13 protein-coding genes are annotated in these 12,005 nt (G+C 57.5%); 10 read left to right on the forward strand and 3 right to left on the reverse strand.

Annotated features, from left to right (window positions below):
- The first annotated feature begins 1 nt into the window (after position 1).
- The 5 genes from ACU0FH_RS23635 to lpxB all read left to right on the forward strand — a co-directional run bounded on the left by ACU0FH_RS23635 (position 2) and on the right by lpxB (position 3,879).
- Positions 2-589: an OmpH family outer membrane protein gene (locus tag ACU0FH_RS23635; protein WP_446197141.1), complete on the forward strand. Its 588-nt coding sequence runs from the start codon at positions 2-4 to the stop codon at positions 587-589.
- A gap of 86 nt (positions 590-675) precedes the next feature.
- On the forward strand, positions 676-1,140 hold the full coding sequence (fabZ, locus tag ACU0FH_RS23640; RefSeq protein WP_088634586.1) for a 3-hydroxyacyl-ACP dehydratase FabZ: 465 nt from the start codon (positions 676-678) through the stop codon (positions 1,138-1,140).
- 4 nt (positions 1,141-1,144) lie between these two features.
- Positions 1,145-1,930 carry an acyl-ACP--UDP-N-acetylglucosamine O-acyltransferase gene (lpxA, locus tag ACU0FH_RS23645; protein ID WP_446197142.1) on the forward strand — a complete coding sequence of 262 codons (786 nt, stop codon included), beginning with the start codon at positions 1,145-1,147 and terminating at the stop codon, positions 1,928-1,930.
- Between the two features lie 3 nt (positions 1,931-1,933).
- The gene (locus tag ACU0FH_RS23650; protein WP_446197143.1) at positions 1,934-2,728 is read left to right on the forward strand and encodes an LpxI family protein; all 795 of its coding nucleotides are present in this window, start codon (positions 1,934-1,936) and stop codon (positions 2,726-2,728) included.
- Complete coding sequence (gene lpxB, locus ACU0FH_RS23655) at positions 2,728-3,879, forward strand: lipid-A-disaccharide synthase (protein WP_446197144.1); 1,152 nt, start codon at positions 2,728-2,730, stop codon at positions 3,877-3,879. Before ACU0FH_RS23650 ends, lpxB begins: the two co-directional genes overlap by 1 nt.
- Here lpxB and ACU0FH_RS23660 read toward each other — a convergent pair.
- Both ACU0FH_RS23660 and mnmA read right to left on the reverse strand, forming a co-directional pair.
- Entirely contained in the window at positions 3,874-4,398 is a 525-nt protein-coding gene (locus ACU0FH_RS23660; protein WP_446197145.1) for a GNAT family N-acetyltransferase, read from the reverse strand. The genes lpxB and ACU0FH_RS23660 overlap by 6 nt on opposite strands.
- The gene (gene mnmA, locus ACU0FH_RS23665; RefSeq protein WP_446197146.1) at positions 4,388-5,533 is read right to left on the reverse strand and encodes a tRNA 2-thiouridine(34) synthase MnmA; all 1,146 of its coding nucleotides are present in this window, start codon (positions 5,531-5,533) and stop codon (positions 4,388-4,390) included. The genes ACU0FH_RS23660 and mnmA overlap by 11 nt, the downstream gene beginning before the upstream one ends.
- Before the next feature lie 130 nt (positions 5,534-5,663).
- Here mnmA and sciP point away from each other — a divergent pair, with 130 nt between their 5' ends.
- The 5 genes from sciP to ACU0FH_RS23690 all read left to right on the forward strand — a co-directional run bounded on the left by sciP (position 5,664) and on the right by ACU0FH_RS23690 (position 11,314).
- Entirely contained in the window at positions 5,664-5,942 is a 279-nt protein-coding gene (gene sciP / locus ACU0FH_RS23670; RefSeq protein ID WP_446197147.1) for a CtrA inhibitor SciP, read from the forward strand.
- A 99-nt stretch (positions 5,943-6,041) separates the two neighbouring features.
- A complete protein-coding gene (ctrA, locus tag ACU0FH_RS23675) occupies positions 6,042-6,758 on the forward strand; it encodes a response regulator transcription factor CtrA (protein WP_446197148.1) in 717 nt (238 codons plus the stop codon).
- Between the two features lie 108 nt (positions 6,759-6,866).
- Positions 6,867-8,987: an NAD-dependent DNA ligase LigA gene (ligA, locus tag ACU0FH_RS23680; protein WP_446197149.1), complete on the forward strand. Its 2,121-nt coding sequence runs from the start codon at positions 6,867-6,869 to the stop codon at positions 8,985-8,987.
- Entirely contained in the window at positions 8,984-11,074 is a 2,091-nt protein-coding gene (recG, locus tag ACU0FH_RS23685; protein WP_446197150.1) for an ATP-dependent DNA helicase RecG, read from the forward strand. The genes ligA and recG overlap by 4 nt, the downstream gene beginning before the upstream one ends.
- A gap of 117 nt (positions 11,075-11,191) precedes the next feature.
- The gene (locus tag ACU0FH_RS23690) at positions 11,192-11,314 is read left to right on the forward strand and encodes a hypothetical protein (RefSeq protein WP_446197151.1); all 123 of its coding nucleotides are present in this window, start codon (positions 11,192-11,194) and stop codon (positions 11,312-11,314) included.
- A gap of 180 nt (positions 11,315-11,494) precedes the next feature.
- Here ACU0FH_RS23690 and ACU0FH_RS23695 read toward each other — a convergent pair whose 3' ends face one another.
- Complete coding sequence (locus ACU0FH_RS23695; protein WP_446197152.1) at positions 11,495-11,947, reverse strand: iron-sulfur cluster assembly scaffold protein; 453 nt, start codon at positions 11,945-11,947, stop codon at positions 11,495-11,497.
- Positions 11,948-12,005: the final 58 nt, after the last annotated feature.

Genomic DNA, 12,005 nt, shown 5'->3' on the forward strand with positions numbered 1-12,005 from the left:
AATGACAATCACTCTCCCGATACGGCTAGCGCGGGCAATCGCGCTGGCATCCGTGATCGGGGGAGTCTTTGGCTTTACGCCGTCGGCGGGCGCACAGCAGCTTGGCTTTGCCCAGACCGCGATCCTGACGATTTCCTCGGAGCGGCTTTTCAACGATTCTGCATTCGGTAAACGGATCGACCGTGAGATCGAAACCGAGGGTGAGGCCCTTGCTGAGGAAAACAACCGCATCGCCGCGGAATTGACTGCCGAGGAACACGAGCTGACCGAAAAACGCGCCGATATGGATCCGGAAACGTTTCGGGAGCTGGCCGATGCTTTTGACGAAAAGGTCCAGAAGATACGCGGCGAACAGGATCACAAGACCAGGGTGTTGGCCGAAAAGAACGACAAGGCACGGGCTATCTTTCTGAACGCCGTGCGTCCTATCCTTGCCGAAGTGATGCGGGAAAGCGGCGCCGGAGTCATTTTGGAACGCTCCAGCGTGTTCCTGAGCGCGAATGCGACGGACATCACCGACCTTGCAATTGAACGGATCGACGCGACCATTGGAGATGGCAGCGAACTCTCGCCGGCACCGGACCAATAGGGTCGCTTGCCCTGCCGGCTGGCGCTTGTTAGTCAGGAGCAGGATATTCAGCATCCGCCCCCTTGAACCTAAGAACGGAAGACCAGATGAACGAGACTTTGCAAAGCGCTGATATTCAACTGATCCAGCGTATTTTGCCGCATCGGTATCCTTTCCTTCTTGTCGACAAGGTTGTCGAGATCGACGGCACGTCGTCTGCCAAGGGCATCAAGAACGTGACGATGAACGAGCCGCATTTTCAGGGGCATTTCCCGGGCGTGCCGATCATGCCCGGTGTGACCATTGTCGAGGCGATGGCCCAGACTGCGGGTGTGATGATCGGAACGGCGCTCGACATGGCCGACAAGGAATTGCTGATCTATTTCATGTCGATAGACAAATGCAAATTCCGCCGCAAGGTGATACCGGGCGACGTGCTCGAGATGCAGGTCTCGACATTGCGCGGTAAACCCGGCGGCAAGGTTTGGCGGTTCGGAGGTCAGGCAACGGTTGAAGGCGACCTTGCCGCCGAAGCGGAATTCACTGCAATGATTGATATGCCGAAAGGCTAAAAACATGTCGCAGATACATCCCTCGGCAGTTATCGAAGACGGTGCCAAGATCGGCGAAGGCTGCAAGATTGGGCCGTTCTGTCTTATCGGCTCCGAAGTTGAACTTGCGCCCGGGGTCGAGCTGAAAAGCCACGTGGTCGTCACGGGCAAGACCAGCATCGGCGAAGATACGGTGATCTTTCCCTTCGCGGTGATCGGGGAGATTCCCCAGGATCTCAAGTTTCGGGGCGAGGATACGTCACTGGTCATCGGTGCGCGTAATCGCATCCGAGAGCATGTGACCATGAACGCGGGCACCGAGGGCGGCGGCGGCGTGACACGGGTCGGTGATGACGGGCTGTTCATGGCGGGCTGCCATATCGCCCATGACGCGCAGATCGGAAACAAGGTCATCGTCGTGAACAACGCGGCCATCGCCGGGCACTGCGTGCTGGAAGATGACGTGATCGTCGGCGGACTCTCGGGCATTCATCAATGGGTGCGTATTGGCAAGGGTGCCATCATCGGTGCCGTTACCATGGTGACAAACGATGTCATTCCCTATGGGTTGGTTCAGGCGCCACGCGGTCATCTGGACGGGCTGAACCTCGTCGGTCTGAAACGTCGCGGCGTGAAACGGTCGGACATCACGGCCTTGCGCGCGGCCTTTCAGATGCTGGCGCAAGGCGAAGGGACGTTCCAGGACCGGGTGCATCGTCTCGGCGATGAGACCGAAAGCGACTATGTCCGTGATATCGTGAAATTCGTACTCGGCGGCAGCGACCGGTCTTTCCTGACACCCGGGGGCTGAGCCGTGCTGGCGTTGATTGCCGGAATGGGGGCCTTGCCCAAGGCCTTGTCTGCGTCGCAGGCCGAAGAACCGCTGGTGTGTTCTCTGGAAGGTTTCTTACCGGACGGGCTTGAGCCGGACGTGGTATTCCGGCTTGAACAGCTGGGCACATTTCTTATCGATCTGAAAGCGCGCGGTGTGAGCGAGGTGTGCTTTGCAGGCGCGATCCGGCGACCACAGATCGATCCCGCCGCCATCGATGCCGATACAATGCCGCTTGTCCCGATCATCAGCGAAGCAATCGGGAGCGGTGATGACGGTGCCTTGCGGGCGGTCATGTCCCTTTTCGAGGATCAGGGATTTACCATTCGATCGGCCGAAGAACTTGCGCCGGATCTTTTGCCAGGGGCGGGCGTTCTGGGACGTCATCTGGTTCTCGAAACGTCGGAGGCTGATGCCGCACGGGCGGAACGGTTAATAGAGGCGCTGTCGGAAGAAGATGTGGGACAAGCCTGTATCGTTGCCAACGGGCAGGTTCTGGCCATCGAAGCGGTCTTTGGTACGGACTGGATGCTGGCGTCGATAAAGAACCGCCCTGATTGCAAGGGCGGCATTTTCTACAAATCGCCCAAGCTGGGTCAGGACCGCAGGGCGGATCTGCCCTTGATCGGTCCGGATACAGCAATGGCCTGTGCAGAGGCTGGGCTGGATGGGATCGTTATCGAAGCGGGTGGCGTGATGGTGCTGGATCAGGAGAACCTGATTGCGCGCTGCGATGCGGCCGGACTGTTCCTCTGGGTACGCGAGCGGACGATCTGATGCGGGTGTTCCTGATCGCAGGAGAACCATCGGGAGACAGGCTTGGCGGCGCGTTGATGGCCGGGTTACGCTCCCTGCGCCCGGATGTGAGTTTTGAGGGGGTAGGCGGGCCCGAGATGCAGGCTCAGGGGCTGGAGAGCCAGTTCCCTATGGAAGAGCTGAGCGTCATGGGCCTGTCGGAAATCCTGCCGAAGTACTTTCACCTCAAACGCCGGATTTCCGAGACCGCCGACGCGGTGCTGAAAGCGCAACCTGATGTTCTGATCACCATAGACAGCCCTGATTTTTGCCTGCGCGTGGCCAAGCAGGTCAAGGCGGGGGGAAGCACACGTTGTGTACATTACGTGGCGCCTACCGTCTGGGCGTGGCGGCCCGGCCGCGCGGCGAAGATGGCGCGGATGATCGATCAGGTCCTCGCGCTGTTTCCCTTTGAGCCGCCATATATGGAAGCGGCGGGGATGGATTGCGATTTCGTGGGACACCCGGTGGTGGCCGAACCGCAGGCTACGGATGAGGAAATCGCGGAATTCCGTCAGGAGACGGGTTTTAAAGAGGCACGCTGGCTGCTTGTTTTGCCCGGCTCTCGCCGGTCCGAGGTAACCCGGTTGTCAGGTGTATTCGGTGAGGCGCTGAAAGCGTTCATCGCGCGACATCCGGACATGCGTGTCGTTCTGCCTGCAGCGCGACCGGTTGCAGGGCTTGTCGAGGAGTTGACGGCTGACTGGCCCGGAAACCCCGTGGTCATCGATCCGCGCCAGCTTGACCCTGAGACGGCGGCACGACGAAAGCGCGCGGCCTTTCGGGGCGCGACTATGGCGCTTGCAGCGTCGGGCACGGTGTCACTGGAACTGGCGGCCGCCGACACGCCAATGGTCATCGCTTATGACATGAGCTGGGCTAGCCGCCGGATCATTCAGCGGATGCTGCGCGTCGATACGGTGACATTGGTCAACCTCGTGGCAGAAAGCCGGACGGTGCCGGAATTCATCGGTGCTGCATGTCAGCCTTCAATGATTGCCGATGGCCTTGAGGATGTTTTCAACGCGCCGGACGCACAGCGCGAGGCGATGGCACTGACCATGGAGCGGTTGGGCAAAGGTGGCGAAGCGCCCGGTCTGCGTGCGGCCAGAGCCGTTCTGGCGCGGCTATAGCGTTTGGGCGCCGGGGTCGCCCGGTCGTGGCAGGGACAGATAGATACTGTCGCACCATTCGCCGTTGATCCGAATCGTGCCCCTCGCTTCGTGGGTTTTGCGAAATCCCATTCGGTTCAACAGGCTGAGACTGGCTGAGTTGCGCGGGTCCACGTCCGCGGTGATCTTTTCGAGTGACATCTGCTGGAAGAAATGCGGGATGAGCGCTGAGAGCGCTTCGGCCATCAACCCTTTGCCCCAGAAGCGGGGGTGAAGCAGAAATCCAAGCTCAGGCGCGTCCCAGATACCGGCCTTGCCGATCACCATGCCCTTGTGATCCAGCACGAATTCAAGGGTTTGTCCCGGCAGGCCCGCAAGCGAGTTTCGTACCCAGATTTCGGTTGCGGCAAGTTCCGGGTGTGGATCACTGAAGTAGCGCATGGCCTGCGGGTTGGAAAATACTTGATGCAGGGCAGGCGCGTCTCTGGCCTCAAGCGGCCGAAGGGACAGTCGATGGGTGCGTATCCGCTCAGTAGCCACGCCAGATCCAGCCGCCGCCGAAAATTCGGCTGCCGCCTGTCTCGTAGAATACGCAGGCCTGTCCTGGAGATACGCCTTCTTCGGGCGAGAGCAGCTCGACCTCGGCCGTGGTATCGCTGAGCGGGCGCAGGATCGCTTCGCGCGGGGGGCGTGTCGAGCGTACCTTGACCGAGACCTGCCATTCCTTGCGGGACGTGAATGGTTCATCACCCAGCCAGTTGATTTCGCGAACCGGCACGGTCCGCGTGGCCAGCATGGCCTTTGGACCCACAACCACCTGGCATTTGTCCACGTCAAGCCGCACCACGTAAAGCGGATCGGTCAGACCCCCTATGCCCAAGCCCCGGCGCTGGCCGATGGTGTAGTGAATGACCCCGTTATGGGTGCCGAGCACCTTGCCTTCGGTATCGACGATATCGCCGGGTTGGCCCGCTCCGGGACGCAGTTTCTCGATGACCGAGGCGTAATCGCCATTTGGCACAAAGCAGATGTCCTGACTGTCCGGCTTGTCGGCAACCGACAGACCATATTCCGCCGCCAGTGCGCGCGTCGCATCCTTGGAGGGCAGGTGGCCCAGCGGGAAACGAAGAAAATCGAGCTGTTCAGGCGTGGTAGAGAACAGGAAATACGACTGGTCGCGGCTGGCGTCTGCAGCCGAGTGCAACTCGGCGCCGTTGTCGCCCAGCTTGCGCTGGATATAGTGGCCGGTGGCCATGCAATCGGCTTCGAGATCCTTTGCCGTTTCCAGCAGATCCTTGAATTTCACACGCTCGTTGCAACGAATGCAGGGCACAGGCGTTGCGCCCCCGAGATAGCTGTCGGCGAATTCGTCGATGACGGCGCCTTTGAAAATATTCTCGTAATCGAGAACATAATGAGGGAAGCCTCGTTCCTCGGCGACACGACGCGCATCATGGATGTCGATCCCGGCACAGCAGGCACCCTTCTTGGCGAGAGCTGCGCCATGATCGTAAAGCTGAAGCGTAACGCCCACCACGTCGTATCCCTGATCCGCGAGCAGAGCGGCCACAACGGAACTGTCCACGCCGCCGGACATTGCCACCACGACCCGCGTTTCAGACGGGGGCTTGGCAAAACCCAGAGAGTTCAGCGGTTGAGTGTTGTCGAGCGCCATTGGATTGCTTTCAGATTTGCGGACAGGATTGGCAGAATATAGGAAAATCCTACACACTCACAAGGGCGGGTTTCATCGCTCGTTAAGTGTGATCCGGCAAATTCGGCATCCGATGAACAAGGACAAGCCGATGTTTCTGAAGAAAGTTGTTGGTCCGCGGGCGGTAACGCTCCCGGACGGGACTGTTATGACCCGTGCGGATTTGCCGCCTGCAACCACGCGCCGATGGGTCGCTTCGCGCAAGGCTTCTGTCGTTCGGGGCGTGATTTACGGTTTGATATCTCAGGAAGATGCTTTGAAAACATATGCTTTGAGCGAAGAGGAATTCATTGGCTGGGTATCTGCGGTGGCCGAACATGGGGAGCAAGCGTTAAAAGCGACGGCGTTGAAAAAATTCAGACAACCCTAGGTGATCCCGTTAATGTGAGTAAAAGTAACCTGTGATTAACTATTTCCGTTATAGTTAATATTGGAGAGGCAAATAACGACATAGGCGGAGATTAAGATCATGCGAGTACTGTTGGTCGAAGATGACCCTACAACTTCCAAAAGCATAGAATTGATGCTCACGCATGCAAATCTTAATGTATATGCCACAGATCTTGGCGAGGAGGGTATCGATCTTGCCAAACTGTATGATTACGATCTCATTCTGCTCGACTTGAACCTGCCCGACATGAATGGCCATGAAGTCCTGCGCCAGTTGCGCATGTCTAGGATCGAAACGCCGATTCTTATCCTGTCCGGCGCCGACGATACGGAAAACAAGATCAAGGGGTTTGGGTTTGGCGCTGATGACTACCTTACCAAGCCTTTTCATCGCGAAGAGCTTGTCGCGAGAATTCACGCAATTATCCGTCGGTCGAAGGGACATTCGCAGTCGGTAATTCATACTGGGAAAGTTTCGGTAAATCTGGACGCTAAGACCGTCGATGTAGACGGTGAAGCTGTTCATCTGACCGGTAAAGAATATCAGATGCTCGAGCTGCTGAGTTTGAGAAAAGGAACGACTCTGACAAAAGAGATGTTCTTGAATCATCTTTATGGCGGGATGGACGAGCCTGAATTGAAAATCATCGACGTTTTCATTTGCAAGTTAAGGAAAAAATTAAGCAAGGCGACGGGCGGGGAAAATTACATCGAAACCGTCTGGGGCCGAGGCTATGTTCTGCGCGACCCTCAAACAGACCGCGCGGGCAACACGCGGCTGGCGGTGGGCGCGTAATCTCCGCAGCTTTCCAGGCGCGGTTGTTTTCTCACATGGACAAGAGCATCTGGACCTGAGCACGGACGAACCCTATCACTTGTGGCGAACAAGTGCGGGGTGAAAGCGGTGAATTCTGAAATCGATGTGGATAAGCTGAGCCCGGAGCAGGCGGCCGAAGAACTGGCGCGGCTGGCCGAGATACTCGGTGCCGCTAATCAGGCGTATCACGCCGATGATGCGCCGACGATTTCGGATGCCGAGTATGACCGCCTGAAGCGTCGCAATGCCGAGATCGAAGAACGCTTTGCTGATCTCAAACTCGATGAAAGCCCGACAGATCAGGTTGGCGCACGCCCTTCCGAGGGATTCTCAAAAGTCGTTCACGCCGTACGGATGCTGTCGCTTGGCAATGCCTTCGATGAAGAGGATGTCGTAGCTTTCGACGCAAGCGTTCGTAAGTATTTGAACATCCAACCCGGCCAAGCGCTTACTTATACGGCTGAACCAAAGATCGACGGTCTTTCCTTGTCGTTGCGCTATGAGGGCGGTCGTTTGGTTCAGGCGGCAACGCGCGGGGACGGAGCGGTTGGTGAAAACGTGACGGCAAACGCGGTGACGATAAATGACATCCCGACCGAACTGAACAATGCACCGGACATCCTTGAGGTTCGGGGGGAAGTCTACATGTCGCATGAGGATTTCGCGGCATTGAATGACAGGCAGGCGGCAGCTGGCGAAAAAACTTTTGCAAATCCGCGTAATGCTGCCGCCGGTTCCCTGAGGCAACTGGACTCCAATATCACGCGCAAGCGCCCTCTCAGATTCTTTGCCTATGCCTGGGGTGAGGTCTCGGAGCCGCTGGGGGCCACTCAATTCGAGGCGGTAAAGAAACTCAAGGATTTTGGCTTTTCGGTTAATCCATTGACCGAACTTTGCGATGGACCAGCGGAGATGCTGTCTCATTACGCTTCCATCGAAGAGCAACGTGCCACCTTGGACTATGATATCGACGGGGTTGTCTACAAGGTTAATGATCTTGCACTGCAGCACAGGTTGGGTTTCCGATCGACGACCCCCCGTTGGGCGATTGCCCATAAATTTCCGGCTGAGCTTGCTTGGACCTACCTGGAGGCCATCGACATTCAGGTCGGCCGAACCGGAGCGTTAAGTCCGGTTGCCCGGCTTGCGCCGGTAACCGTTGGTGGCGTTGTCGTTTCGAATGCGACTTTGCACAATGAAGATTACATAGCCGGACGCGATGCTAAGGGCGGCGATATTCGTGGCGGCAAAGATATTCGTGTCGGCGACTGGGTGCAGATTTACCGCGCCGGCGATGTCATCCCGAAAGTTGCGGATGTGGATGTATCCAAGCGCCCGGCAGATGCCGAACCGTTCGAGTTTCCGCATTCATGCCCCGAATGCGGCTCCGAAGCCATTCGCGAAGAGGGCGACGCGGTACGACGTTGCACCGGCGGGCTGATATGTCCGGCGCAAATTGTTGAAAAACTGAAGCATTTCGTTTCGAGAGGGGCTTTTGATATCGACGGGCTTGGCTCGAAACAGGTTGAACAGTTCTATCTCGACGGATGGATCAAGGAACCGGCCGATATTTTCTTGCTGCGGGAACGGTATGGTTCGGGAATTCAGCAATTGAAAAACAAGGACGGCTGGGGAGAGAAATCTGCCACTAACCTGTTTGATGCGATTGACGAAAAACGGAAAATCCCGCTCGCACGCGTGATTTTTGCCCTTGGTATCCGGCACCTCGGAGAGGCGGCTTCGAACCTTTTTGCCAGACATTTCCTGACTTGGGACGCTTTTGTGGAGGCGGTTCGAGATGCTGCGCCGCTCGAAGGACCGGCTTGGGAGGAGATACTGGGGATAGACGGCGTCGGGACGGTCATGGCGACCTCGCTGGTTACGACTTTTGCGCAGGATCACGAAAGGGAATCGATTGAACGCCTTGTTGCGCAACTCGACATTCAAGCGGCGGAACGTCCAAATGTGTCTGGCAGCCCGGTCGCGGGCAAGACGGTGGTTTTCACGGGAACATTGGAAAAAATGACCCGTCAAGAAGCAAAGGCCCGGGCGGAAGCGCTTGGCGCGAAAGTGGCCGGTTCGGTCAGCGCAAAAACTGATATGCTTGTCGCGGGGCCCGGAGCCGGATCAAAAGCCAAGAAAGCTGAGGAACTTTCCATCGAGGTTCTGGATGAAGACGCATGGTTGCAGCTGATCGGTGACGGATGAAGGGACGTCCCGAAAAACTCTTTCCCCTGTTCGCTGGGTTGGAAACGCTGGATGGAATTGGACCGAAGACGGCTAACCTTCTTTCACAGATCAATTTAGAGACGCCGCGTGACCTGTTGTTTTCGCTACCTTATTCTCTGATTGACCGACGGAGGCGAACGACGATACGGGGCGTCAATTTCCCGGATGTCGTCACCGTGCAGGTGATGATCGGATCACACAAGCCGCCGCGAACGAGATCGGGCGCTTATCGTATCGACGTAACGGATGCGGAAGCCGAATTCCAGCTCGTCTATTTCCACGCCAAAAGCGATTTCCTGAACCGTATCGCCCCGGTTGGAGCGCGCAGGCTGGTTTCCGGTCGTGTTGAGGTTTTCGACGGGATTGCCCAGATGGTGCACCCTCATCACCTTGTACCGGTAGACGACGCAGCCCAGATTCCGGAGTTCGAACCGGTGTATCATTTGACGCAAGGCGTTTCGCAGAAGGTAATGTTCAAGGCGGCCAATTCCGCTTTGGAGCGACTGCCAGAGCTTACTGAGTGGATAGATAATGCGCAGAAAAAGAAAGCGGACTGGCCGGATTGGGCCGAGGCGGTACAGCGCGCGCATCATCCCGAGAGCCTTGAAGCGATAAGCCCGGATGCGCCCGACCGGGAGAGGCTGGCCTATGACGAATTGTTCGCGCACCAGCTGACGCTCGCACTGGCACGCCGTCGGGAGCGGCGTGGGAAGGGAGCGAGAAGTACCGGAACGGGCGAATTGCAGCGCAAGGTGCTGGCAAGTTTGCCCTATCGACCCACGGGTGCTCAGATGCGGGCGATTGCTGAGATTTCCGAAGATATGGACTTACCGCAGCGGATGAACCGTTTGCTGCAAGGTGATGTAGGCGCAGGGAAAACACTCGTCGCTTTTATGGCGATGCTGGTTGCTGTCGAGGCGGGGGGACAGGGCGTGATGATGGCGCCGACCGAAATTCTGGCCCGTCAGCATCTAGAAGGTCTGCGGCCGTTGGCCGAAGAATCGGGCGTGGTGCTCGAAATCCTGACGGGACGTGACAAAGGCGCTGAGCGCCGCCAGAAGCTTGCCGCGTTGGCGGAAGGGAAGATCCAGATCCTTGTCGGAACGCATGCCGTATTTCAACCCGACGTCCATTTTCGTGATCTGCGCCTTGCAATCGTGGACGAACAGCACCGGTTTGGCGTCAGGCAACGTATGGAGCTTGGCGCGAAGGGGGAGAAAGCCGATGTGCTTGTCATGACGGCGACTCCCATTCCCCGCAGCCTTGCGCTGGCTCAGTACGGCGACATGGACGTTTCAATTCTGGATGAAAAGCCGCCGGGGCGAAAGCCGATCAAGACAGCGGTCGTCAATACAGAACGGATGGGCGAGGTTATGGGACATCTTCAGCGGGCCATTCAGGAAGGGCGGCAATGCTATTGGGTGTGTCCGCTGGTCGATGAATCCGAGTTGGTCGATCTGACCGCCGCTGAGGAGCGTTTCAAGCGCTTGCGTGCCGTGCTGGGCGACGAGAATGTGGGTCTGGTTCACGGTCAGATGCCACCTGCCGATAAAGATGCCGCCATGCGCGATTTTCAGGACGGGAAGACCAAGGTTCTCGTCGCGACGACGGTCATCGAGGTTGGTGTCAACGTGCCGAATGCGTCGATAATGGTTATTGAACGGGCTGAAATTTTTGGTCTGGCGCAGTTGCATCAGCTTAGAGGGAGGGTTGGTCGCGGTGAGGCGGAGTCGACCTGTCTCCTCTTATATCAATCGCCCCTGTCTGAAACCGGTCGACGGCGGCTTGATGTTCTGCGCTCGACCGAAGACGGTTTCGTGATCGCGGAAACCGACCTTGAGATGCGGGGCGCGGGCGACATGATCGGAACGGCGCAATCCGGTCTGCCGAGGTTTCGAATCGCGGATCTAGAGCGTCAGGCTGGCCTTATGGCCATCGCGCAAAGTGATGCGCGGACACTTTTGGAAACGGATCCAGGACTGGAAAGCGAGCGCGGGCAGGCGGCCCGTGTTCTTTTATGGCTTATGAAGCAGGATGAAGCTGTCCGTTTGATTTCAGTAGGTTAGCACGAATATTCTTATAAAGTTCACAAATGTTCCCATAAAGTTCTTTACTTTTGGCTCTTCAAGTGAGAACAAAAGGTCAACACTAGGTTAAATCCTGTTGAAGATCGGAGCTACGCCATGCTGAACGAATTCAAGTCCACCCTGTCCCGCAGCCGTCACACGCTGATCACCGACGTGGTCGGGGCGTCTGCGCTTGTCGTTATGCTTTTTGTCGGTCTTCACCTGCCTACGCTTATTTGAGCGGATTCTGCCTGCGCTCTCATGCGGCATGTACGCAGCCAAGTCTTCCTGTATTGGCTGAACCGGAAATCTGCCTGTCCCTTCCGAGTACATCGCTGATCCCACGTGAGAATCGCATTACCTGCCGCCGCCATCCGCCCGGGATGTGCGGCGGTTTTTTTTATGCTCAAGGGAGTCGGATCAGGCGCAGTAGGCTTGTTCAGCCTGTGCTGCCGCTTCGGCCGCTGCGTCAAGCGCAAGAAGGATCGACGCGTGTCGGTTCTTGTACTCACGCGCGGGCAGCAGCACCTCGAGCCCGTCAAAGGGGGCATCCGGCGCGGGACCATCTGTCTTGAGCATGGCCCGGAGTTGATCCCGAGCCGTTTCGATCTGTTCGCGTGTCGTGCCGACGATTGCGGCGCCAACAACCGAAGCCGAAGCCTGCCCAAGCGCGCAAGCCTTCACGTCCTGTCCGAACTTGGTAACCTTACACTGATCCATGCAAAGATCGACAGTAACGGTCGAGCCACAAAGCGGCGAGCGCTTTTTGACACTGGCGTCCGGCGCATCAAGTCGTTCGGCATGCGGAATGTCAGCGGCTAGCGACAGTATCCTGGCAGAGTAGAGTTTGATCAGGTCGGTTTCGCCGGACATGGCTTTTCCTTCTTGGCTGTCCCCCTTACATAGGCAGCGAAATCACCAATGCAAAAGG

It is taken from the genome of Heliomarina sp. (assembly GCF_052826185.1).